Source organism: Solwaraspora sp. WMMD937, assembly GCF_029581175.1.
Classification (GTDB): domain Bacteria; phylum Actinomycetota; class Actinomycetes; order Mycobacteriales; family Micromonosporaceae; genus Micromonospora_E.
Genome location: NZ_CP120738.1, coordinates 6,070,180 through 6,092,130 on the forward strand (window position 1 = coordinate 6,070,180; position 21,951 = coordinate 6,092,130).

The following is a 21,951-nucleotide window of genomic DNA, read 5'->3' on the forward strand; positions in this document are numbered from 1 at the left end:
TGGTGCTGGTCGCCGTGCTGGCGGCAATCGCCCTTCTGGGCGGGGTCGGCCTGGGCCGGTGGATCGGCGATTTCGCGTTGCCCGGTGGCTGGCGGGGCTGCACGGTCGAGCTGCCCGACTCCATGCCCGGGGCCGGCGACGGCCAACTGCGTCGGGTGTCGCTCGACCCGGAGCAGATGGCGAACGCCGCCACGATCGCGGCGATCGGGGTGCAGCGCGGGCTGCCGCCCCGTGCCGTGGTGGTGGCGCTGGCGACCGGGTTCCAGGAGTCCAAGCTGCGCAACCTGACCGGCGGCGACCGGGATTCGGTCGGGTTGTTCCAGCAGCGGCCCAGCCAGGGGTGGGGCACGGTCGAACAGATCCGCGACACCAGGTACGCGACGAACGCGTTCTACGCCGGCCTGGAACGGGTCCGGGGTTGGCAGGACATGCGGGTCACCGACGCCGCGCAGGCCGTCCAGCGGTCGGCCTTCCCCGAGGCGTACGAGAAGTGGACTGACGAGTCGCAGGTGCTCACTGCGGCGCTGCTCGGCGAGGCCACCGGAGCGGTCGCCTGCACGGTGACCCGGGATCCGGTGATGCGGGGTGCCGAGGCGACGGCCGCGCTCACCGCCGGACTGCGGCTGGACTGGGGCGGCCTGGAGTCGCTGCTACCGGTGTCCACCACGCCATCACTGAGCGTACCGGTGGAGAACACGCAGGCCGGTTGGCGATATGCGCACTGGCTCGTTTCCCACGCCACTGATCATGGCGTCAAAAGGGTCACGTTCGGCGATCAGGAATGGACTGCGGAAGGCGGCAGTTGGTCGTCGATTTCCGGCGGGGACATCGAGACTGGGCGGGTGATGGCGGAGGTCTTCGCCTGACGTCGACAACCGGCCCTCTGGTTGCACATCTTGACCGACAGTTAGCGCAACATACGGCAAATTATACAATCCGGACATTTCGCGCGATGATCCTGTACCGAAAGTGCGTGCCCCGACACCTCACGTGCAATCAGCTGTGGCCGACCACACGGCCCGCGAATTGCTGACAATCGGCCCGGGCGGGCCGGCCGATAGGCGGGCTAGGATCGGCATCCGCCAGGCCCGAAAAAGGGCGCACCACCGACAGGACGGGAAAGCTGTGTTCGATTACGGCGGGCGGACCGGTTACGAAGCGATCAGCGACATCGACCGCAAGGAGTTCCACGAGCAGGGCTTCCTCCTGCTGCGCAACGTGCTGACCGAGGACCACCGGGCAGCACTCGAGGCCGCGGTCGACCGGGTGTACGCCGAGGAGAAGGCCGCCGGTAGGACCACCGCCGACGGCACCCTGCACCTGCTGGGCTTTCTGGACCGCGACGAACTCTTCGGCGACCTGCTCACCCATCCGATCGCGTTCCCGTACATGTGGGGGCTGGCCGGCTGGAACATCTACACCCACCACAACCACCTCGACGTGACCCCACCTGCGCTGGAGCCGGAGAAGCCGTACTGGGGGTGGCACCAGGACGGCTACCGGCAGAACTCCGACCCGGAGACGATGGATCCGAACCTGCCCCGGCCGATGTTCTCGCTGAAGGTGGCCTACGTCCTGTCCGACCTGTCGGAGACCGGCCGCGGCGCCACCAAGGTGATCCCCGGCAGCCACCTGCGCAACTCGCTGCCCCGCCCGGCGGACCTCACCGTGCACAACCCGGATCCCGAAGGCTCGGTCGAGATCACCGCGAACCCGGGCGACGCGTTCATCTTCGACCGCCGGCAGTGGCACTCCCGGTCGACCAACCTGTCCACGATCACCCGCAAGATGCTGTTCATCGGGTACACGTACCGCTGGATCCGCCCGCTGGACGAGTTGCATGTCGACAAGGACGGCCAGTGGTGGGCGAACCGGACGCCGGTGCAGCGACAGCTGCTCGGCGAAGGCACCCACACCGCCAACTACTGGGGCATCAACTGGGACGGCTACATCGACGACGAAATCCCGCTCCGTAAGGAACTCAAGGAGCGTGGGCTGCTCGACCGCAGCATCCCCTGGCTGCGCTGACCTGCGGACAACCGGGTCCGTCGTCGGCATCCGCCCCGCCCTGTGCCGGGGATGGGCGCCGACGACGGACCCGGTGCCGTCAGCTGTCGATCGCGCGGTCAGTCCGTCGGCCCGACCGCTCGGCCAGTCGACCCGGCCAGTCAGTACCGGCTCATGCTGCGCCGGCCACCGACCCCGACGACCAGCGCCACACCGACCGCAGCCAGAATCACCTGCACGAAAAACTCCCGCCAGTCGAAGCCGGCGGTGCTGGCGAAGCCGCCGGCACGGGCGATGACGGTGCCCAGCAGGGCGGCGCCGACGCCAATCAGCATGGTCAACCAGATCGGGATGTTCTGCTTGCCCGGCACGACCAGACGGCCGAGCGCACCGATGATGAGGCCGACGATGAGAGCGGTGATGATGCCCATTACGGTCATTGTTCATCCTCCTTGTCGGAGATGTCGTGTTGTCCTTGGTGACCGCTAAGTTCCCGGCCATCGCGACAACCAAACCGATTCATCTCCGCCGACGATCAACCGCGTCAACGTCCGAAGGATGCCGCCACGTCCCGTATCGCCGCGTCCATGGTCGCGAAGGCCAACGGTGGCGGCTCGGCGAGGGCGAACCAACCGCACTCGGTGGCCTCGGCCGAGTCGAGTCGGACCCGGTCGCCGGCAAGGGTGGCCAGAAAGAAGCACTCCAGCACGCTCAACAGCTCGTCCTGGAACTCGTACTCACCCAGGTAGAGACCGACCAGCGCACCGAGCTCGACCTCGACGCCCAACTCCTCCCGGCACTCGCGCAGCGCCGCAGACCGGGGGTGTTCCGCCCCGTCGCAGAACCCGCCAGGAGTTTCCCACTGACCGGCCCGGGGCGGCTTGGCCCGCCGGATGGCCAGGAACCGGGTCCGGGCCGGGTCGGTCACCACCACGTTGACGGTCGGCCGGGAATTCTGGAACAGCTGGTAGGCGCAGCCACCGCAGCGCACCGGCGGCGGACCGGGAAGCCCGGCCCCGCACCGCGGGCAGTACGCCGCGCTCGGTCCGTACCCACGGGGGATCACCGCTTGCCACCGGACTTCCCGTCCGAGCCACCGCCATCCGAGGTGGACAAGGCCGCGATGAACGCCTCCTGCGGCACCTCAACCCGGCCGACCATCTTCATCCGCTTCTTGCCCTCTTTCTGCTTCTCCAGCAGCTTGCGCTTACGGCTGATGTCGCCGCCATAGCACTTGGCCAGCACGTCCTTACGGATCGCCCGGATCGTCTCCCGGGCGATCACCCGGCTGCCGATCGCCGCCTGGATCGGCACCTCGAACTGCTGGCGCGGGATGAGGTTGCGCAGCTTGGCAGCGATCGTCGTGCCGTAGCTGTACGCCTTGTCCTTGTGCACGATCGCGCTGAACGCGTCCACCGGCTCACCGTGCAGCAGGATGTCCACCTTGACCAGGTCCGACGGCTGCTCGCCGGAGGGCTCGTAGTCGAGCGAGGCGTAGCCCTTCGTGCGGCTCTTCAGCTGGTCGAAGAAGTCGAAGATGATCTCGGCGAGCGGCAGCGTGTAGCGCAGCTCGACCCGGTCGGCGGAAAGGTAGTCCATGCCCTGCAACGAGCCGCGCCGCCCCTGGCACAGCTCCATCACCGCGCCGACGTAGTCGTTCGGGGTCAGTACGGTGGCCCGGACCACCGGCTCGTGCACCTCAGCGATCTTGCCGGTCGGGTACTCGCTCGGGTTGGTGACGGTGGCCGTCTCGCCGTCCTCCATCACCACCCGGTAGACCACGTTCGGGGCGGTCGAGATCAGGTCGAGGTTGAACTCCCGCTCCAGCCGCTCCCGGATGATCTCCAGGTGCAGCAGGCCGAGGAAGCCGCAGCGGAACCCGAAGCCGAGCGCGCCGGACGTTTCCGGCTCGTAGGTCAACGCCGCGTCGTTGAGCTTCAGTTTGTCCAGCGCCTCGCGCAGCGCCGGATAGTCGGAACCGTCGATCGGATACAGCCCGGAGTACACCATCGGCCGCGGGTCCTTGTAGCCGCCGAGCGGCTCGGTCGCCGGCCGGCCGTTGATGGTGACGGTATCCCCCACCCGGGACTGCCGGACGTCCTTCACCCCGGTGATCAGGTAACCGACCTCGCCGACACCGAGCCCGGTCGCCTTGATCATCTCGGGTGAGATCACCCCGATCTCCAGCAGCTCGTGGGTCGCGCCGGTGGACATCATCTTGATCCGGTCCCGGGCCTCGATCCGCCCGTCGATCACCCGGACGTAGGTCACCACCCCCCGGTAGACGTCGTACACCGAGTCGAAGATCATCGCCCGCGCCGGTGCCGCCGCGTCACCGACCGGCGGGGTGAACTGGCGGACGATCTCATCGAGCAGGTACGGAACACCTTCGCCGGTCTTGCCGGAGACCCGGATGCAGTCGGCCGGATCGCCGCCGATCAGATGCGCCAGCTCCTCGGCGTACTTCTCCGGCTGCGCCGCCGGCAAGTCGATCTTGTTGAGCACCGGGATGATGTGCAGGTCGTTCTCCAGCGCCAGGTAGAGATTGGCCAGCGTCTGGGCTTCGATCCCCTGCGCCGCGTCGACCAGCAGCACCGCGCCCTCGCACGCGGCAAGTGAGCGGGACACCTCGTAGGTGAAGTCGACGTGCCCCGGGGTATCGATCATGTTGAGCACGGCGGACTCACCTTGGCGTTCACCGGCGCGGATCGTCCAGGGCATCCGTACCGCCTGGCTCTTGATCGTGATGCCGCGCTCCCGTTCGATGTCCATCCGGTCCAGGTACTGGGCCCGCATCTGGCGCGGGTCGACCACCTCGGTGAGCTGGAGCATCCGGTCGGCGAGGGTCGACTTTCCGTGGTCGATGTGCGCGATGATGCAGAAGTTCCGGATGCTGCCGGGTTCGGTGGCACCGGGGGCGTTCACGCCGGAATCGGGCGTCGGAGGCACGGTGGTCCGTTCTGCTGGGCTGGAGTCCGTCGTCTCAGCCGGCGTCGCCGGCCGCAACCTATGTTCCCACGCCCCGATCGTCGGGGTGCCCATGCCCACCACTGGGCCACCACCTAGCGCGGCTGCCAACGCCGGATGCCGGCCGGGTGCCGCTGCCGGGGTTCGTGGCGGTGGCGCGGCAGGATGGAGGGGTGGCTACAGTGCGGTTGCCCGCTATCCGGTACGACGCGACATCGGTTCGACCCGCCTGGGCGGACCTTCCACCCGATCTGCGCGCGGCGATCTGCGGTCGGCTCGGCAGCCCGGTGACCTGGGCGACCAGCGTCGGCGGCGGCTTCACCCGGGGCTTCGCTGCGATCCTGACCACCTCCGCTGGCGAACGGGTGTTCGTCAAGGCCGCGTCGTTGGTCGAGCAGCGACACCTCAGCGACTGGTACGCCCGCGAGGCGGCGCTGACGGCGGAACTGCCGGCCCAGGTAGCGGCGGCCAGGCCGCGGTGGACACTCACCACCGCCGGCTACTTCGTACTCTGTCTCGACGCGGTCGACGGCCGGATGCCGGCGCTGCCCTGGGCTCCGACCGAGCTCGACGCGGCCCTGGCAAGTTGGGCTGGCGCGGCCCGCGCCCTGCGCCGGCCGCCGGCCGGACTGGTCAATATCGGTCTGCCCCGGCTGGCCGACCTGGCCAGCGCCGACCTGGCCTGGTGGCAGGAGATAGCCGCCGGCCGGGAAGCCATGCCGGTGTTCGACACCGACTCCGACACCGACGGGCTGCTCCGGCGGCACCTGCCAGAGCTGGCGTCGCTGGAGGCGGACCTGCCCCGCCTGGTGTCCGACGACGCGGTCATCCACGGCGATCTGCGCCTCGACAACCTGCTGATCGACCGGACCGGGATGGCGTGGATCTGCGACTGGACCTGGGTGTGTCACGGTCCCGCCTGGTTCGACACGACGAGCCTGCTGGTCACCGCGTACGCCAGTGGTCTCGACGCGGACACGCTGTTCGCCCGGCACCCGACCGCGGTCGACACGCCGCCCGGCGGGCTGGACGCGGCACTGGCGGCGCTCTCCGGCTACTGGCTGACCCGGGCGTCCGCCGGGCCCACCGGCGCCTCCCCGCACGTCCGCGCCCATCAGCGGTTCAGCGGGGAGACGGCGCTGGCCTGGCTGGCCGCCCGACGCGGTTGGCCCGGCCCGTTTTGGCCGCCGCACCGGTGAACTGGTAGCCTTGTCCTTCGCGCGTGGCGACACGCGCCGCCAGCATGCATCCCGGTTGTCGGGCCCGGCCATCCGTCGGACTCCCGATATCTGTCCGGACCGGCCACCGCGCCGGACCCGGTCATCGGGATGACCCGGGCGGCCGCGTACGCCGCAGGCGGATTGTCATTTTGATCGTTTCGATTTCGGATGAGCAGGGCGAGGCTGTCGCGTGGCGAACATCAAGTCCCAGATCAAGCGCAACCGGCAGAACGAGAAGCGTCGGCTGCGGAACAAGTCGGTCAAGTCGGCGCTGAAGACCGCCGTCCGCAAGTTCAACGAGGCCAACGCGAACGGCGACACCGAGCAGGCTGCCGCGCTGATGCGGGAGGCCAGCCGCAAGCTCGACAAGGCCGTCAGCAAGGGCGTGATCCACAAGAACCAGGCGGCGAACCGCAAGTCCGCTATCGCCAAGCGCCTGCAGTCGATCGGCTCCTGACGAGCCCGTTCCCACCGACCAGCCGGCCGCGCGGATCAGCCGACCCGGGAGGTTGGCTGGTCCGTGTCGGGGACCGGTGCCACCAGCTGGCTCCGACCCGGCGGAGCTGCGTCAGCCCCGACCCAACTGGTTTACGTCACTCGGGCACCGGTGGTTGGTGCTCGCTGAGCTGACCGGTGTGGAGCACGTCCAGCAGCACTGTCGGCGCGGCGAGCGCAGCAGCGGTCGCAGGGCTGGGCGGGACGGCCTGCAGGAGTACCGTCGGCGCCGCGAGGGCCGCACAGGTCGCCGCTGACGCAGTAGCCGTCGCTGCGGTCGCCTCGACGTGTGCACCGCCGATCCGCCGGATCCGGATACCGGGACCAATCTGGACACCGGAGCCGGCCTGGATGCCGGGGGCGGCGCCGCAGGCCGGAAACGCCGGTCCGGTCCGGTTCCCGGTCATCGACCGTACGGGCTGCCCGACCACCGGGACCACCTCGCGGCGGAACATCTCCTGTTCCCGCTCGGGGACCAGCTCCGCCGACCGCTCGACCGCACCGGCGACCAGATCGTTGATCTTCACCATGACAGCCACCGCGACTGGCAGGACCAGCATGCCCCACCAGGGGATCAGTTCCGCCAGGGCGAGCAGCCCACCCAGTACGAAGCTGCCCTCGAAGAAGGCCAGACAGGTCAACCCGCTGGGCTGCACGTACCGGAGCCGCAGCGCCCGGGCGTAGAGCGGTGGCAACTCGTCCTCGACGACATCCTGCTCGTCGGCCGGGTTCTGATGGTCACGACCGCTCACCGCTGATCACCACCGCTGCGACGGGCCTGCGCGACCGCGACAACGGCCCGCTCCAACGCGTAGTCCCGGTCGTCCGACCCGCCCTTGACATCGGCGTTGCACCGCGCCGCCGCGTGCATGGCATCGACCAGGCCTTCCGCGCTCCAGCCCCGGCTCTGCCGTTGCGCACGCTCGATCTTCCACGCGGGCATGCCGAGACTGCTCGCCAGCTGGTACGCGCTCCCCCGACCGGCGGACGCGACCCGGGCCACGGTACGGATGCCGTCGGCGAGCGCGTCGGCGATCGGCACCGGATCTACTCCGACGTGCAGGGCCCACCGCAGTGCTTCCAGGGCTCCCGGCACGTCGCCGATGATCGCCGCGTCGGCCACGGTGAATCCGCTTACTTCGGCACGACCTCGGTAGTACCGGGCCACGGTCGCCGCGTCGATCCGGCCGCCCGTGTCGGCCAGCAGTTGCGCGCAGGCCGCAGACAGCTCCCGCAGGTCGTTGCCGACAGCGGCGAGCAGCGCCTCGGCGGCGTCGTCGGTACACCTGCCGCCGGCGCGCCGGAACTCGTCGCGGACGAAGGCGACCCGTTCCCGGTGCCCCTTGAGCTTGGCCGCCGGCACCACGGTCGCCCCGGCCGACCGCAGCCCGTCGGCGAAGGCCTTCCCTTTGGCACCGCCCGCGTGGGTGACCAGCAGCGTAACGTCCGGATCGGGTTGCTTCGCGTACCCGAGCAACGCGGCGGTCAGGTCCTTGCGGGCGTCCTGGCCACTGCGCAGGACGAGCAGTCGCCGACCGCCGAACAGGGACGGGCTGAGCATCTCGGCGACCTCGCCGGCGCTGACCGCGCCCGCCTCGTACTCCCGGACATCGGCGTCGGGATCGGTGGCCCGGGCAGCCTGGACGGCTTCCGTCACAGCCCGAGTGACCAGAAGTTCCTCGTCACCGAGCACGAGTACCACGGCGGGCGGGGCGGCAATTTTCACGCCCGCCATAGTCGCACGGGTCGTAGCACCGAGATCAACCCCCAATTTCTCTCTGAGTAGCTGTTCGATCACGCTCCGATAATAGGGACATTTGTCGGCGAGCTGTTACGAACGACACCGGAACACCCCAGTTGACCGCAGTGTTCCGTCCCACCCGGATCAGCCGCTACGGGCGTTGGCGTCAGCTCTCTGGTGGGAGACCGCGAGCCCGTCGTCACGCCGTACCACCGCGAGATCACCGTCGACATCGGTCCGCAGCACCCGCGCTCCCCGCGCCGACAACCGGGCGAGCACTCCCGGATCCGGATGTCCGTACCGGTTGTCAACACCAACCGGCACCACCGCAACCCTGGGTGCCACTGCGTCCAAGAAACCGACGTCCTGGAAGGCCGACCCGTGGTGGGCTACTTTGAGCACGTCCGCCCGCAGCCCGGCCGCCCCGAACCGGTCCAGTAGCGCTTCCTGCGATTCGTGCTCGGCGTCACCGGTCAACAGGATCCGTACACCATCCACGACGGCCAGCAGCATCAGGGAGTTGTTGTTCGGATCGGACCTGGTCCCGATGAGCGGCTCGGTTGGACCGAGCACCGTCAACTCGACCGGGCCACGACGGTAGCTCCAGCCGGGCGGAACCGGTCCGACCGCGACGCCTCGGGCCGCCGCCGCCAACTGAACCGCGTCCCGGCCGGCAGCCGGCTCCGGCCACCCGGTAGTCGCCACCGCCGAAACCAGACGGTGCCGCAGGACGCCGTCGACGCCAGCTACATGGTCGGCATGGAAATGACTGATCACCAACAGCGGCACCCGGCTGATGCCGAGACGACGCAGGCACCGGTCGGCCGCAGCCGGGTCCGGGCCGGCGTCGACGACCACAGCGGACCGGGCACCGACGGGTAGCACCACCACATCCCCCTGGCCCACCGCACAGACCGCGACCACCCAGCCATCCGGTGGCCAGCCCGACGCGGCGAGCCGCACCGGCAGCGCCCCGACCACGGCTCCGACCGCCACCACCGCCAGCACTCGACGGGTGAACCCGTGGCGGGCCAGGAGCAGCACGACGACCGTCAACGCGGCGAGGGACAGCGCACCGAACGCCCCGTCCGGCCACGGCAGCGACCCCGCCGGAACCCGCGCCCCGTATCGGGCCACCGTCACCAGCCACCAGGCCGGCCAGTGACCGAGCCAGGCGAGCAGTTCGGCACCGCCCGGCCAGACCGGTGAGACGACGGCTGTCGCCACCCCGAGCACCGTCGCCGGGGCGATCGCTGGCACCACGAGCAGGTTGGCAGGGACCGCGACCAGGCTGATCAGCCCGGACAGGCCGGCGACGACCGGGGTGCAGGCCAGCTGCGCCGCCGCCGGGATCGCCAACGCGTCCGCCAGCGGAGCGGGAACGCCACGAGCCACCATCGTGTCCCGCCAGCCGGGTGCGAACAGCAGCAGACCACCGGTCGCCAATACAGACAGGGCGAACCCCGCGTCCGAGGCCAGCTCCGGATCGACCACGACCAGGACGGCCACGGTCGCGCCGAGCGCCGGCAACGCCGCCCGCCGACGTCCGGTCGCCAGCGCAAGCAGCCCGACCGCACCCATCACCCCGGCCCGTACCACACTGGGCGAGGGACGGGCCAGGATCACGAAGCCGACCAGCGCCACGGCGCACGCGACCGCGGTCAGGCTGGGACCAGCCCGACACCAGCGCATCCCGAGCAGGACGAACCCGACGACGACCGCGACGTTGGAACCACTCACCGCGACGAGATGGGTCAGCCCGGTCGCCCGGAAGTCCTCCTCCACCGCGGGATCCAGCCGGCTGGTGTCGCCGACGACGAGACCGGGCAACAGGCCACCGGGCTGGTCTGGCAACGGCTCACAGGCGCGCTGCAGGCCCGACCGCAGAACACCGGCCGCCCGCTGCGCCCAGCTCGAGGACCCGACCGGCGTCGGATCTTCCCCGGTGGACAGCACGGCTGCGGTCAGATCACCACCGCGTGGTGGCGCCAACCGGCCGGCGACCCGCACCCGCTGCCCGGGCAGCAGCCCGTCCCAGGCGTTGCTGGTGCCGAGAACGAGCAACCGCGCCGGACCGACCAGTCGACCCGCGACGCCGTGGTCGGGCCGGGCGGCCGGCGAGCCGGACAGGTCAGCCAGCCGGACCGGCACCAGCCACAGCGGCGGTCCCGCCACCGCCGACCTGACCCGTCGAGGATCGTCGCGGATCACCAGCTCCGCAGTGACCGCCGCACGGTCGTCGACCAGTGCCGCGAGCGGCCCGGCGTCACGCGCCGCCACCCGTGCGCCGGCAGCGGCGGCACCGCAGACGACGCCGAGCACCACCGCCATGGCCAGCCAGCCGTACGCGTGCGTCCACCTGGTCAGCCGGGGCAGGGCGGAGTCGTTGCCGGGCCGCCGGACCGCCCGGCTGCCGCCGGTGCCCGTACCCCTGGTCAGGTAGACGCCGAGTAGGCCGACCAGCGTCACGCCACCGATGACCAGTGCCACCGCCAGCACGGCCGTACCGCACACCACAGCGAAGGCGGCCAGCCAGCAGGCCACCGCGAATCCGGCCAGCCGCAGATCCGGCGGCCCGACCCGGTCGTCGCCAAGTGCTTTCACACCGTCACCAGCTCACGCAGCTGGTCGAAGCGCGCGTCGCCGATACCGCTGACCTTGCGCAGGTCGTTGACGGACGCGAACCCGCCCACCCGCTCACGATGATCGATGATCCGCTGGGCGAGCACCGGGCCGACCCCCGGCAGCGTCTCCAACTGCTGCTGGCTGGCCGCGTTCAGGTCGACCTTGCCGGTCCCGCCCGGCTGGTCGGCGGCAGGGGCAGGCCCGGTCACGACTCCCGGTGGCGGGGTGACCCCGACCACGACGAGCTCGCCGTCCTGGACCAGGCGGGCCAGATTGAGCCAGGCGATATCGGTGTCGGGCAGTGCACCACCGGCCGCTTCCAGGGCATCGGCCACCCGGGACCCTGCCGGCAGGGTCACCAGACCTGGCCGGTGGACCCGACCGGTCACCGCGACGATCAGCTGTGTCGGTCCACCGGTGCCGGTCGTCGCGGGTTCAGCCGCAGCGGGACGGCCCTCAGGACTCGGGCCACCGGCTGCGGCCGGCACCGGGGCGGTCTGGGCCGGAACGCCGTCGGCGGACGGCACCGGCTCGACCCGGGGTCGCGCCCGCCAGGCAAGCAGCGCGGCGACGGCGACCACCACGACAGCCACGGCGGCGAGTGCCCGTACTCCCCGCCGGCCAGGGTCGAAGGCTGGCAGCCGGGCAGCCGCCCCGGAGAAGGCCGGGTCGTCGAGGTCGAGTGGGTCGCCCGATCCGGCCGGATCGCCGCGGTCGCGGTCGGTCGGACGGTCGGGATCCACCGGCGCCTGTAGGCCGCCACCGGCGTGGGTCAGCAGGGCCAGCCGCCGCTGGACGGTGTCGTCGTCGGTCACGTGCAGAAGCTAGGCCGCCGGCCCGGACGGCGAACCGGGCTGCGGGCCAGGCTGTGGACGACCGGCGCGTTGTGGACAAGCCCCGTACCGGACTCGGATCTTGCTATGGGCCGGCGGTCAGGAGCCCGCCCGCCGGTGCACCACGACCGAGAGCAGACCGGGGCCGGCGTGTGCCGTCACCACCGCCCCGATCTGCGCCACGTGCACGTCCTGCAGCCGGTCGCCCAGCCGGGAGGTCAGTTCCGCACACAGGGCGGCGGCCCGGTCTGGTTCGTCGAGGTGGTGCACGGCGACATCGACCCGCGACGCGTCGCCGGCCGCGAGACAGGCGAGGTCGACCAGCTTGGCCAGGGCGCGGGTGGCGGTACGTACCTTGTCGTGCAGCACGATGTGACCGTCCTGCACGTGCAGGATCGGCTTGACCGCCAGCGCTGTACCGAGCAGCGCGGACGCTGCCTTGATCCGACCACCGCGCCGCAGATGCTCCAACGTGTCGACGTAGAAGAAGGTCCGGGTGCGGGCCGCTGCGGCGGTCGCGGCAGCGCTGACCTCGGCCAGGTCACCCCCGTTGGCCGCCACCGTCGCCGCAGCGAGCGCCGGGAAGCCAAGCCCCATGCCGGTCGAGCCGCTGTCCACCACCGTGACCCGGTCCGGGCCGGTCTGCCGGGCGGCCAGTTCGGCGGCCGCGACCGTGCCGGACAGCCCGGCCGACAGGTGCACCGACACGACCCCTGAGCTACCGGTGCCCAGCAGTCGCCGGTACGTCTCGGCGAACCGCTCGGGCGCGGGTCGCGAGGTGCTGACCGTCGACCGCCGCACGGTCAACGCGTGGGCCACCTCGGTCGGGGTCAGATCGAGGCCTTCCCGGCGTTCGACGCCGTCGACCAGCACGGTCAGCGGCACCACCGTGAGGTGGTGCCGCAGCGCCAGATCGGCCGGCAGGTAGGCGGTGGAGTCGGTCACGACCGCGACGGACATGCCGGCACGCTAGCTGATCATCGGCAATCGTGCCGGGCCAGGCCACCAGTAGGGCCAGACCGGCTGTCGGGTCAGACCGGGGCGGGAATGTCCCGGGTGCTGCTCACCCCGACGTTGTGTGCCCGCAGTTGCCAGCCACGCGACTCGTCGTGCCGCAGCTCGGTCCAGTGGCAGTTCTGCAGCGGCGCGACGGTTCGCAGCACCGCGACCCCCCAGCCGAGCAGATGGCCACAGCCCTGCCGGGCCGCCCCGCCGTGGGTGGCGACCACCACGGTTCCGCCCGGCGCCGCGTCAGCCGCGTCCTGCAACGCCTCCCCGACCCGTTTGCCAAGGTCGTCAAGGCTCTCCACGGCACAGCCGGGCGACGGATCGCCGGCCCGCCAGCGGGCGTGCTCGGCGGGGAACCGTTCCGCGATGGTCGGCATGGTGAGCCCTTGCCAGAGCCCGTACTGCCGCTCCCGCAACCGGGGATCGGAACGGACCGGAAGGCCGGTGAGTGCCGCCAGGGCCGCCGCGGTGTCGGCGGCCCGCTGCAGGTCGCTGGCGACGATCGCGTCCGGTCGTAGCGCCGCGATCAGCGGCGCGGCTGCGGTGGCCTGGGCCCGGCCGAGGTCGTTGAGCGCGGTGTCGGTCTGGCCCTGCACCCGGTCGCCGGCGTTCCAGTCGGTGTTACCGTGCCGCCAGACGATCAACCGGGTCACTCGGTGGCCCCGGCTTCGGCCTCGACCAGGTCGCGGTCGACGAACGGGATGACCGGGCAGTCCTTCCAGAGCCGGTCGAGGGCGTAGAACTCGCGTTCCTCGGTGTGCTGGACGTGCACCACGATGTCGTTGAAGTCGAGCAGCACCCACCGGCCGGCACGGTCGCCTTCACGCCGGATCGGCTTGGCCTTGTCCGGCAGCCGGACCAGGCTCTCCTCGATGGCATCGACGACGGCCAGCACCTGGCGCTCGTTGGGCGCCGAGGCGAGCACGAAGGCGTCGGTGATCGCCATCCGGTCGGCCACGTCGATGACGACGATGTCCTGCGCCTTCTTGTCGGCGGCGGCCTGGGCGGCCGTCAGGGCCAGCTCCCGCGCGCGCTCTGAGGCGCTCATCGGATCACCTCGACAACACTCCTTCAGCTGGACGGCTTCGCTGCTCTAGCCTCTCACACTAGACCAGCCAGGAGATGCGGATATAACGCCCGAAATATGACACCGAGGAGTCATTCCCCCGAAGATTCCGTCTCATACAGCCGCCGTTTGGCGATGTACTGCACCACCCCGTCCGGCACGAGGTACCACAGCGGTTTGCCGGCAGCCACCCGCGCCCGGCACTCGGTCGACGAGATCGCCATCGCCGGCACCTCGACCAGGGACACCGTGTCGGCCGGCAGGTGTGCGGCGGACAACTCGAACCCCGGCCGGGTCACCCCGATGAAATGGGCCAGCTCGAACATCGCCTCCGTGTCCTTCCAGGACAGGATCTTCTCCAGGGCGTCCGCGCCGGTGATGAAGAACAGCTGCGCCTTCGGCCCGTACACCGAGTGCAGGTCGCGCAACGTGTCGACGGTGTACGTCGGGCCGGGCCGGTCGATGTCCGCCCGGCTCACCTGGAACGTCGGGTTCGACGCGGTCGCGATCACGGTCATCAGATACCGGTCCTCGGCGGGGGTGACCGTCAGCCCAGCCTTCTCCCACGGATCCCCGGTCGGCACGAAGACCACCTCGTCGAGCGCGAAACGCTCGGCCACCTCGCTCGCCGCGACCAGGTGACCCTGGTGGATCGGATCGAAGGTGCCGCCCATGATGCCGACCCGACGGATGCCATCGTCCATCGACGAATCGTATGCCGATGATCTACCCAGCCGGACTGTCGCGTGGCGTAGGCAACACTATCGGGTGCCAGCTCCCGCTCTGTGCCTACGGCGATTCCTGTCTACGGCGATCCCCGCCTAGACCGGTCCGGCTCCGGCTGCGTACCGACGCCGAGCGGTCAACGCCCGGTCCAGTTCGTCGGTGGCATCGGTGACCACCCGGCGCAGCCCGGCGGTCAGATCGTCGCGGGCCAGCATCGCGGTCGCCGCCGCCCGGGTCCGCTCGCTCACCGCGAACTGCGGAAAGGCCGATTCCGCCACCCGGTCGGCGAGCCACGCCGTGCGGCGCTGGGTCGCCGCCGGCAGATCGGCGAAGTACCGGTCGACGTACGGCGCCGTGAGCTCAGTCTGCTCCGGCTGCCAGAACCCTTCGGCGTACGCCTCGACGAGACGGTTGGACAGCCTGGTGTCGGTCACGATCGTCTGCCAGGCACGCTCCTTGGCGGCCGGGTCCGGCACCGCCGCACGGCACTTCGCGGCCCACTGCTCACCGGCCGCGCTGCGGTCCCGGCCGGCCTCGTCGTCGATCTCGGTCGCGCCGACACCGCCGCACGCTGCCAGCCGGTAGAGCAGCAGCCAGCGCAGGTCGGCGTCGACCGTCAACCCGGCCGGCACCACCCGCCCCGTCAGCCACCCGCGCAACCAGTCCGCGTCCCCGCTGGCGGTGATCGCCCCCCGGGCGGCGGCCAACTGGACCGACGTGCCGGGCCCGGCCACGGCCAGCAGCCGGGTGCAGGCAGCGCCGAGCCGGGACCGCAGCACCGGACGGTCCACCGGGTGGGCGTACCGGTCGATCACCGACCGGCTCAGCCGCAGCACGTCCTCGACGACCACCACCACGGTCTCGGCCGGCAGGGCCAGCTCGATCAGCGCCGCCAGGTCGGCCACCGGCTGCTGCGCGTCACGTACCGCGTCCAGGGTCGCCGTCCACGACACCGCCCGGGCCAGCGGATCGGTCATTCCGGGCAGCATCGCCGGCAGCGCGGCCGCCGACGCCGGGTCGAACCGCACCTTGGCGTACGTAAGGTCACCGTCGTTGACCAGCAGCAGGTCGGCCGCCGGCTCGCCGACCAGCGCCGGCACCAGGGTCCGCCCGCCGTCGACGTCCGGGGCCAGGTCCACTGCCAGCCAGCGCCGCCGCACCGACATTCGCCGGTCCCCGGTCGCCTCGGCGTCGAACAACCCCAGCCCGATCCGGTGCGGACGCAGCACCGGATGGCGCTGCGGCGCGGTCTGCACCAGGACGACCTCCCGGTATCGACCGGCCTCGTCGACGACCGTCTCGGCCCGGATCGTGTTCACCTGCGCCTGCCGCAGCCACCGCTCCGCCCAGCCGGACAGGTCCCGGCCGCTCGCCGCGGTCAACGCGTCGAGCAGGTCGGCCAGCGTGGCGTTGCCGAACCGGTGGGCGGCGAAATGCGCCCGTAGTCCGGCCAGGAACGGCTCGTCGCCCAGCCAGGCCACCAACTGGCGCAGCACCGACGCGCCCTTGGCGTACGAGATGCCGTCGAAGTTGAGCAACGCCCGCTCGGCGTCGGCGACCTCCTCCGGCGCCACCGGATGGGTCGACGGGCGCTGGTCCGCGGCGTACCCCCAGGATTTGTAGAGAATGCCGAACGTCGTCCAGGCGTCGGTGAACCGGGTCGCCTCGGCGGTCACCCGCACCCCGAGGTACTCGGCGAACGATTCGTTGAGCCACAGGTCGTCCCACCACCGCATGGTCACCAGGTCGCCGAACCACATGTGGGCCATCTCGTGCGCAATGGTGGTGGCCCGCCGCTCGCGTTCGCTGTCGGTGACCGCCGACCGGAAGATGTGGTCGTCGCGGAAGGTCACCAGGCCCGGGTTCTCCATCGCGCCGGCGTTGAACTCGGGCACGAACGCCTGACCGTAGCCGCCGAACGGATACCGCACGTCGAACAGCTCGTGGAACCGGTCCAGGCACTGCCGGGTGATCGTGAAGATCTCCTCGGCGTCGGCATCCAGGTACGCGGCGAGCGAACGCCGGCAGTACAGCGCCAGCGGGACGCCGTCGTGCTCGGCGTGGCGGGCGTGGTACGGCCCGGCGATCAGGGTCACGAGGTACGTCGCCAGCGGCACCGTCGGCGCGAACTCCCAGCGCCCGTCCACCGGCGCGCCAACCGGCTGGCCGTTGCCGGCCACCGTCCACTGCGGCGGCGCGGTGACCCGGAGCCGTACCGGTGCCTTCAGGTCGGGCTGGTCGAAGCAGGCGAAGATGCGCGGCGCGTCGTCCAGGAACGACATGGCATACAGGTACGTCTCACCGTCGGCCGGGTCGACGAAGCGGTGCAGCCCCTGCCCGGAGTTGGAGTACGCCATCCGCGCCTCGACGGTCAGCGTGTTACGCCCGGCGAGCCCGGTCAGCGGCACCCGGTTGTCGTCGAGGCTCGCCGGATCGAGGTCGACGTCGTTGAGCCGTACCCGGGTCAGCTTCGCCGCAGCGACCTCGACGAAGGTCGCTGCTCCCGGCGCGGCCCGGAATTCGATCACGCTGGTCGAGCCGAACTCGGCGTCACCGATGGTCAGGTCAAGGTCGATCGTGTACGACTCGACGGTGATCGTCGCGGCGCGCTCGGCCGCCTCGACGCGGGTCAGGCTCGGCATCCGACCATCCTGCCGCACCGGCCCGGGGCGGCGGGCGTTAGCCTGTGCCGGTAACCGGGCGTGTACCGCCCGACATGTCCCACGTGTGTTCCAGTGCAGAAGGAGTCGACGATGGCGCAGCACCCCAAGGGCGATTTCGACCTGTCCCGTGCGGTGTGGCAGCGGGCCGAAGGGGAGGACTCCGAGGGTGCGGTCGAGATCGCGTTCGTCGACGACCTGATCGGGATGCGCAACTCGGCCGAGCCGGACGGTCCGATCCTGGTCTTCACCCAGGCCGAGTGGGACGCGTTCGTCGCCGGTGCCCAGGACGGCGAGTTCGACCTGGACTGACTCGGCGGTCGGGGCGCCCGGGCCAGCGCGACCTGACCGCTCGGCTGGCCGCAGGTGCGTGACAGTGGAGGCTGGTGAAGCCGACCGGTCGACGGTTGGACTCCTCGACGTCAGCCGAGGTCGGCCTGGCCCTGCGGACCCTGAGCGCGCTGGGTGCCACCGTGAACGTGTCGTTCCCTCCTCCCGGCGCGAACGGCATCGACCTGAACGAGCTGTCGAAGGACTTTGAGGGTGGCCGTGGCCGAGCAGACTGAGACCGGAGCCGCAACGACGTTGACCGCAATCATGGCCGGCTCCGTGGTCGGGGTGATCACCCAACAGCGCGATGGCCGGTTCATGTTCTCGTACGAGAACGACTGGCAGGCCAGGCAGGATGCCACACCGAAATCCCTGTCGATGCCGCCGGCACCGTAGGAGCCCTGAGTGATCCCTCTCGTCGTCGTTTCCAACCCGGATCGAGGGGTGGTCAGGCCGACTCGTCGCCGGCGTACTGGAACACGTCGTCGAGCGGGACCCGGAAGACCCGGGCGATCCGGAACGCCATCTCCAACGACGGCGAGTACTTCCCCTGCTCGATGGCGATGACAGTCTGTCGGGTCACGCCGAGCCGTTTGACCAGCTCGGCCTGGGTCATCTCACCGTTGGCGAACCGTAGGGCCCGGATCGAATTGCTCACCCTGGTCGGTCTGCCCACCTGTCACCACCCCCGGCGGTACGCGACGATCTTGACGATCGCGCCGGCCGACATCGACACCACGAACACCGCGTAGACGGCGTTGGCGATCCAGAAATGGTCGAGCTCGGCCAGGGTCAGCCCGAGCGGCAGTACCATCCCGACCGACAGGATCAGCCCGGCGACGTAGTCGCCCCGGCGGTTGATGTCCTTGTCGCGGACGTCGATCTGGTACGTCTCGCTGGGTGCCGCCATCTCCACCACGATCCGTACCACCATCGCCGCGACGATGGCGACAATCTTCGACACTGCTGGACCGAGAGACACCAGCTACAGCAGGCAGGTCGGACCAGGACTACAGTGCGTCGTCGAGCAGGATGCGCCGCTGGTCGGTCGGCGTCACCAGGTGTACGCCGAGCAGCCGCACGCCGGCCTGCCCGCACACGTGGTACGCGGTGTGGAACCAGAGCCGGTCCGGGTCGCTGACCGCGCTCGAACCGGACCGGGTGAGCACCACCAGCATCGAGCCGTCACCCGCCCGCTCCGCGAGCGCGTTGGCGAAGATCCCGACCGCCTGGGCGCAGTCGTCCGGGTCGAGCCGCGCCGGCAGGTCGTCGACCGGACAGTGGACCTGAACGCGGTCCTCCTCGTCACAGAGAACGAACCGCACACCGCGCCGACCCCGCTCCCACCACTCGATCGCCGCAGCGAGATGAGCATCGATAGCATCGGGGCTGTCCAGAACCGGCGAATCGCTCATGACCCGACATCGTCCACCATTCGCCCGGGATCGGCCACCCCGTCCGCTTCGCCGGGCAGATGAGCCAGGACGGTCAGGCCGCAGCCACCGGGATCCGCTTCTCAAAGCAGACGCTGTACGGATTGCCGACGTACTCGCCGTAGACCGGGATGCGGGCGTAGCCCGCTGACGCGTACAGGTGCAGCGCCACCGGCAGGTAGCTGCCGGTCTCCAGTCGGAAGACGGTGTGCCCGGCCGCGTACGCCGACTCCTCCAGCGCGGTCAGCAGGTGCCGTGCGATCCCCCGGCCCCGATAGGCCGGTCGTACGTACATTTGTCTGATCTCGGCGGTCTGCGCGTCCAGCGCCTGGACGGCGCCACAGGCAACCGCCCGCCCATCCAGCACGCACACCAGGTACCGGGCGTCGTCGTGCACCGGGTACCCGACCGGGTCGACCGGTCGACCGGCACGCTCCGCCTCAGCCAGCTCGCGCTGCTGGGTCATGATCAGGGCGGCGACCTCCGGGTCGGTAGGCAGACGGCGCTCGATCAACACTCAGTCACAATAGACAAAGCGCGTTTCCCGAAGGTTTCGTCCAGTTGGCCGGGATCAGGCCTGATTCCGACAACCCGACGTTCAACTGTCACCAACCCACTTGGTAACTGCCAGTTACCTCGATTCGTCCGGGTCGTCCTCGGCCGGCCGCTGCCGACGGGCCTTGCGGTCCGCCAGCCGCTGCGCGGCGCTGGCCCGGCTCGGCTGCTCCTCCAGCCGGACATCTGTGCCACGGGAGCTCGGCACATACTCGACGTCAGAGAAGTGGCTCGGCTGCCAGTCGAACTCCCACGAGCCGATTCGCACCAACGCACCCGGCTCGGCGCCCGCCTTGGCCAGCGCATCCTCCACGCCCAGCCGGGCCAGCCGATCGGCGAGGAAGCCGACCGCCTCGTCGTTGTCGAAGTTGGTCTGCCGTACCCAGCGTTCCGGGCGGGATCCCCGGACCCGGTACCCGCCGTCAGCGGCCGGCTCGACGGTGAATCCGGCGTCGTCGACGGCCGCCGGCCGCAGCACGATCCGAGTCGGCTCCAGCTCCGGGGCGGCCGCACGGGCGGCGGCGACCAGTTCCGCCAGGGCGTAGGTCAGCTCCCGCAGCCCTTCCCGGGTCGCCGTACTGACCTCGAACGCCCGCAGCCCGCGCGCCGCCAGGTCGTCCCGGACCAGCTCGGCCATTGCCCTACCGTCCGGTACGTCGATCTTGTTGAGCACCACCAGCCGTGGACGGTCCGCCAGACCGCCGTACGCGGCCAGCTCCGCCTCGATCGCGTCGATGTCGGCCAGCGGGTCCCGCCCAGGTTCCAGAGTCGCCGTGTCCACCACATGGGCGAGCACGGCACACCGCTCGATGTGCCGCAGGAACTCCAGACCGAGGCCCTTGCCGGTGGCCGCACCGGGAATGAGCCCGGGCACGTCGGCGACGGTGAAGGTGTGCTCGTCGGCCCGGACCACCCCGAGGTTGGGCACCAGTGTGGTGAACGGGTAGTCAGCGATCCTCGGCCGCGCCGCCGAGATCACCGAGATCAGCGACGACTTGCCGGCCGAGGGAAAACCGACCAGACCCACGTCGGCGACGCTCTTGAGCTCCAGTACGACGTCGAGCTGCTCGCCCGGCTCGCCCAACTCGGCGAAGCCAGGGGCCTTGCGCCGGGCGCTGGCCAACGCGGCGTTGCCCCGGCCGCCCCGGCCACCCCGGGCGATCTCCAGGCTGGTGCCGGCGCCGACCAGATCGGCCAGCACCTCGCCGTCGAGACTCTGCACACTCGTCCCGTTCGGCACCTTGAGCACCAGGTCGGCACCTTTGGCACCGTCCCGGTTGCCGCCCGCCCCGCCCTTGCCATTCTCCGCCTTGGCGTGCGGCCGGAAGTGAAAGTCGAGCAGGGTGTGCACCTGCGGGTCGACGACCAGGGTGACGCTGCCGCCGTGCCCGCCGTTGCCCCCGTCCGGTCCACCAAACGGCTTGAACTTCTCGCGGTGGATCGAGACGCAGCCGTGCCCACCGTTCCCCGCCAGCACATGTAGTACAACCCGGTCGACGAAGGTCGTCACGGCCCTATCCTCTCCACTGCCGCCGGAGGGACCGGCGGACACGACAAAGCGGGCTGGGACCTCTGGTCCGCAGCCCGCTCGTCAGGTTGCTCGACAAGCGTCAGCCAGCAACGCCAGGGCGCCTGCCTGCGGCGGCGCTGTACGGCAGATGCTACTGCGCCGCCGGCACGATGTTGACCGTCTTGCGACCGCGCTTGGTGCCGAACTGCACCGAGCCGGCGGCCAACGCGAACAGCGTGTCGTCGCCGCCCCGGCCAACCAGGTCACCCGGGTGGAACTTGGTGCCGCGCTGACGAATCAGGATTTCGCCGGCGCTGACGACCTGACCACCGAACCGCTTCACACCGAGACGCTTGGCCTCGGAGTCACGGCCGTTCCGCGAGCTGGACGCGCCCTTTTTGTGAGCCATGGCTGGTGCCTACTTCCCGTTCGAGATGCCGGTCACCTTGACCTGGGTCAGCGGCTGACGGTGACCCTGGCGCTTGTGGTAGCCGGTCTTGTTCTTGAACTTGTGGATCCGGATCTTCGGACCCTTGGTCTGCGCGGCGATCTCGCCGGTCACAGCGACCTGGGCAAGCTTGGTCGCGTCGGTCACCAGGTCGTCGCCATCGACGAGGAGCACCGCGGGAAGCGTCACCGCGTCACCGGGGGCACCGGTGATCTTCTCGACCTCGATCACGTCGCCCTCGGCGACCTTGTACTGCTTGCCGCCGGTCTTGACGATCGCGTACATCGGACGCGGACTCCTGTCGTTTGTCGCTGGCGGATGGTGTTC

Annotated in this window: 25 protein-coding genes and 1 pseudogene; 7 read left to right on the forward strand and 19 right to left on the reverse strand. The window is 70.4% G+C overall.

Annotation, left to right across the window (positions count from 1 at the left end):
- Positions 1-77 precede the first annotated feature (77 nt).
- Both O7621_RS26815 and O7621_RS26820 read left to right on the forward strand, forming a co-directional pair.
- Positions 78-866, forward strand: a complete 789-nt coding sequence (locus O7621_RS26815) for a hypothetical protein (RefSeq protein ID WP_282234750.1) — start codon at positions 78-80, stop codon at positions 864-866.
- Between the two features lie 259 nt (positions 867-1,125).
- Complete coding sequence (locus O7621_RS26820) at positions 1,126-2,028, forward strand: phytanoyl-CoA dioxygenase family protein (RefSeq protein WP_282231783.1); 903 nt, start codon at positions 1,126-1,128, stop codon at positions 2,026-2,028.
- 140 nt (positions 2,029-2,168) lie between these two features.
- On the opposite strand, the gene O7621_RS26825 is transcribed toward O7621_RS26820, so the two are convergent.
- The 3 genes from O7621_RS26825 to lepA form a co-directional block, all read right to left on the reverse strand.
- Complete coding sequence (locus O7621_RS26825; protein WP_278170675.1) at positions 2,169-2,447, reverse strand: GlsB/YeaQ/YmgE family stress response membrane protein; 279 nt, start codon at positions 2,445-2,447, stop codon at positions 2,169-2,171.
- A 104-nt stretch (positions 2,448-2,551) separates the two neighbouring features.
- Positions 2,552-3,073 (reverse strand): NUDIX hydrolase, encoded by a 522-nt coding sequence (locus O7621_RS26830; protein WP_282231784.1) that lies wholly within the window; start codon positions 3,071-3,073, stop codon positions 2,552-2,554.
- Entirely contained in the window at positions 3,070-4,956 is a 1,887-nt protein-coding gene (gene lepA, locus O7621_RS26835) for a translation elongation factor 4 (protein ID WP_278170677.1), read from the reverse strand. The genes O7621_RS26830 and lepA overlap by 4 nt, the downstream gene beginning before the upstream one ends.
- Before the next feature lie 191 nt (positions 4,957-5,147).
- On the opposite strand from lepA, the gene O7621_RS26840 reads away from it, so the two are divergent.
- Together O7621_RS26840 and rpsT are read left to right on the forward strand one after the other, a co-directional pair.
- The gene (locus O7621_RS26840; protein WP_282231785.1) at positions 5,148-6,173 is read left to right on the forward strand and encodes a phosphotransferase; all 1,026 of its coding nucleotides are present in this window, start codon (positions 5,148-5,150) and stop codon (positions 6,171-6,173) included.
- 211 nt (positions 6,174-6,384) lie between these two features.
- Positions 6,385-6,651: a 30S ribosomal protein S20 gene (gene rpsT / locus O7621_RS26845; RefSeq protein ID WP_278170679.1), complete on the forward strand. Its 267-nt coding sequence runs from the start codon at positions 6,385-6,387 to the stop codon at positions 6,649-6,651.
- Positions 6,652-7,111: 460 nt separating this feature from the next.
- On the opposite strand, the pseudogene O7621_RS26850 reads toward rpsT, so the two are convergent.
- From O7621_RS26850 to pepN, 9 genes and pseudogenes are all read right to left on the reverse strand, one after another.
- A pseudogene (locus O7621_RS26850) lies at positions 7,112-7,384 on the reverse strand (hypothetical protein); the annotation flags it as partial.
- A gap of 53 nt (positions 7,385-7,437) precedes the next feature.
- Positions 7,438-8,424 (reverse strand): DNA polymerase III subunit delta, encoded by a 987-nt coding sequence (gene holA / locus O7621_RS26855; protein ID WP_282231786.1) that lies wholly within the window; start codon positions 8,422-8,424, stop codon positions 7,438-7,440.
- A 150-nt stretch (positions 8,425-8,574) separates the two neighbouring features.
- A complete protein-coding gene (locus O7621_RS26860; RefSeq protein ID WP_282231787.1) occupies positions 8,575-11,034 on the reverse strand; it encodes a ComEC/Rec2 family competence protein in 2,460 nt (819 codons plus the stop codon).
- Positions 11,031-11,696, reverse strand: coding sequence for a helix-hairpin-helix domain-containing protein (locus O7621_RS26865; RefSeq protein WP_282234752.1), 666 nt, complete (start codon positions 11,694-11,696; stop codon positions 11,031-11,033). Before O7621_RS26865 ends, O7621_RS26860 begins: the two co-directional genes overlap by 4 nt.
- Positions 11,697-11,987: 291 nt before the next feature.
- On the reverse strand, positions 11,988-12,848 hold the full coding sequence (locus O7621_RS26870) for a DegV family protein (protein WP_282231788.1): 861 nt from the start codon (positions 12,846-12,848) through the stop codon (positions 11,988-11,990).
- 71 nt (positions 12,849-12,919) lie between these two features.
- Positions 12,920-13,549, reverse strand: coding sequence for a histidine phosphatase family protein (locus O7621_RS26875; protein WP_282231789.1), 630 nt, complete (start codon positions 13,547-13,549; stop codon positions 12,920-12,922).
- Positions 13,546-13,944: a ribosome silencing factor gene (gene rsfS, locus O7621_RS26880; RefSeq protein WP_123602988.1), complete on the reverse strand. Its 399-nt coding sequence runs from the start codon at positions 13,942-13,944 to the stop codon at positions 13,546-13,548. The genes O7621_RS26875 and rsfS overlap by 4 nt, the downstream gene beginning before the upstream one ends.
- A gap of 110 nt (positions 13,945-14,054) precedes the next feature.
- A complete protein-coding gene (gene nadD, locus O7621_RS26885) occupies positions 14,055-14,666 on the reverse strand; it encodes a nicotinate-nucleotide adenylyltransferase (protein ID WP_282231790.1) in 612 nt (203 codons plus the stop codon).
- Positions 14,667-14,783: 117 nt separating this feature from the next.
- On the reverse strand, positions 14,784-17,330 hold the full coding sequence (gene pepN, locus O7621_RS26890) for an aminopeptidase N (protein WP_282231791.1): 2,547 nt from the start codon (positions 17,328-17,330) through the stop codon (positions 14,784-14,786).
- A gap of 111 nt (positions 17,331-17,441) precedes the next feature.
- Between pepN and O7621_RS26895 the strand changes: the two genes are divergently transcribed.
- The 3 genes from O7621_RS26895 (at position 17,442) to O7621_RS26905 (ending at position 18,074) form a co-directional block, all read left to right on the forward strand.
- The gene (locus O7621_RS26895) at positions 17,442-17,660 is read left to right on the forward strand and encodes a DUF397 domain-containing protein (RefSeq protein WP_282231792.1); all 219 of its coding nucleotides are present in this window, start codon (positions 17,442-17,444) and stop codon (positions 17,658-17,660) included.
- 74 nt (positions 17,661-17,734) lie between these two features.
- On the forward strand, positions 17,735-17,914 hold the full coding sequence (locus tag O7621_RS26900; RefSeq protein ID WP_282231793.1) for a hypothetical protein: 180 nt from the start codon (positions 17,735-17,737) through the stop codon (positions 17,912-17,914).
- Complete coding sequence (locus O7621_RS26905; protein ID WP_282231794.1) at positions 17,892-18,074, forward strand: HipA N-terminal domain-containing protein; 183 nt, start codon at positions 17,892-17,894, stop codon at positions 18,072-18,074. Before O7621_RS26900 ends, O7621_RS26905 begins: the two co-directional genes overlap by 23 nt.
- Positions 18,075-18,126: 52 nt before the next feature.
- Here O7621_RS26905 and O7621_RS26910 read toward each other — a convergent pair whose 3' ends face one another.
- The 7 genes from O7621_RS26910 to rplU all read right to left on the reverse strand — a co-directional run bounded on the left by O7621_RS26910 (position 18,127) and on the right by rplU (position 21,909).
- Positions 18,127-18,336, reverse strand: coding sequence for a helix-turn-helix transcriptional regulator (locus tag O7621_RS26910; RefSeq protein ID WP_282231795.1), 210 nt, complete (start codon positions 18,334-18,336; stop codon positions 18,127-18,129).
- Positions 18,337-18,357: 21 nt separating this feature from the next.
- The gene (locus tag O7621_RS26915; protein WP_282231796.1) at positions 18,358-18,642 is read right to left on the reverse strand and encodes a hypothetical protein; all 285 of its coding nucleotides are present in this window, start codon (positions 18,640-18,642) and stop codon (positions 18,358-18,360) included.
- A 46-nt stretch (positions 18,643-18,688) separates the two neighbouring features.
- Complete coding sequence (locus O7621_RS26920; RefSeq protein WP_282231797.1) at positions 18,689-19,093, reverse strand: hypothetical protein; 405 nt, start codon at positions 19,091-19,093, stop codon at positions 18,689-18,691.
- Between the two features lie 73 nt (positions 19,094-19,166).
- Positions 19,167-19,628 (reverse strand): GNAT family N-acetyltransferase, encoded by a 462-nt coding sequence (locus O7621_RS26925; RefSeq protein WP_282231798.1) that lies wholly within the window; start codon positions 19,626-19,628, stop codon positions 19,167-19,169.
- Between the two features lie 114 nt (positions 19,629-19,742).
- The gene (gene obgE, locus O7621_RS26930; RefSeq protein ID WP_282231799.1) at positions 19,743-21,176 is read right to left on the reverse strand and encodes a GTPase ObgE; all 1,434 of its coding nucleotides are present in this window, start codon (positions 21,174-21,176) and stop codon (positions 19,743-19,745) included.
- Between the two features lie 151 nt (positions 21,177-21,327).
- A complete protein-coding gene (rpmA, locus tag O7621_RS26935; protein WP_278114042.1) occupies positions 21,328-21,585 on the reverse strand; it encodes a 50S ribosomal protein L27 in 258 nt (85 codons plus the stop codon).
- 9 nt (positions 21,586-21,594) lie between these two features.
- Positions 21,595-21,909 carry a 50S ribosomal protein L21 gene (gene rplU / locus O7621_RS26940; protein ID WP_123602998.1) on the reverse strand — a complete coding sequence of 105 codons (315 nt, stop codon included), beginning with the start codon at positions 21,907-21,909 and terminating at the stop codon, positions 21,595-21,597.
- Positions 21,910-21,951 lie beyond the last annotated feature (42 nt).